1 protein-coding gene is annotated in these 1,103 nt (G+C 66.9%); it reads left to right on the top strand.

Annotated elements, in window-relative coordinates; genetic code table 11:
- Nucleotides 1–1,103 (top strand): hypothetical protein (locus EOD07_RS35355; protein WP_164772892.1); only part of this gene is annotated, 1,103 nt, incomplete at both ends.

Below are 1,103 nucleotides of genomic sequence, written 5' to 3' on the forward strand. Positions count from 1 at the left end.
GGCCTGCTGGTCAGCGCCACGGATTCGGGCATCATCAACGCCGATGCGACCTCGGTCGGCCTGAGCGTCGCGGCGGGCGGCAGCAGCGGCGTGTCTGTGGCCGGCACGGTCAGCGCGTCTATTGCCCACAATTCCATCACCTCGACGACGGAAGCCATCATCGACAACGTCGATACGACGGTCACTGGCGACGTCGATGTGCTGGCCTCGTCGTCGAAGTCTATCGACGCCATCGTCACGGCGGCTTCGGTGGGCGTTTCGGTCGGCTCCGGCAGCGCGAGCGTTTCGCTGACCGGCGCAGGCGCCGGCGTCTCGAACGTCACAAACAATTCCGTGCTTGCAATCATCCGCGCGGCGGATGTCGACGCTTCGGGCGACGTCACCCTCAACGCCGCCGACCAGACCGATATCAGCGCCACCATCGTATCAGTCGCCGCATCGGTCGGCGTGAGCGGCGGCAGCGGCGCGTCTGCGACGCTGACTGTATCGGCCATCGACGCCACGAACTCCGTCACCAACACTACCCGCGCCGTGGTCGAGGAGGGATCGAACATCACCGCCGGCGGCGATTTCACCGCGGACGCTTCCTCGACTGGTTCCATCACCGCCACGGCCGTGGCGGCATCGATCGGCGTTGGCGTCGGCGGCGGCAACGTCAGCCTTTCCGGCGCCGGAGCGGGCGCCGGCGCCGACAACACCATCTCGAATACAATCGAGGCGGGTGTCATCGGCGGCTCGTCGGTCGACGCGGACGGCAATGCCGGCATCTTCGCCACCGACTCGGCGACGGTGAACGCCACTGTGGCGACAGCCGCGATCTCGGCATCCATTGGCGGCAGTTCGGCGACCGTTTCGCTGACCGCGGCCGTTTCGGTCGCCACGAACACGGTGAACGACGTCGTGGCCGCGCATGTGGTGGACTCGAGCCTCACCTCGGGTGGAAGCGCCACTATCGAGGCCGATTCCAGCAAGTCGATCACCGCCCTGCAGGTCGCGGTCTCGGTTTCGATCTCGATCGGTTCCGGCACGGCAACTCTGGCCGGAGCGTTTGGCGTCGCGCAGGTGTCGAACGTTATCGGCGGCTCGACGACGGCGGGCATCTT

Source organism: Mesorhizobium sp. M2C.T.Ca.TU.002.02.1.1, assembly GCF_003997225.1.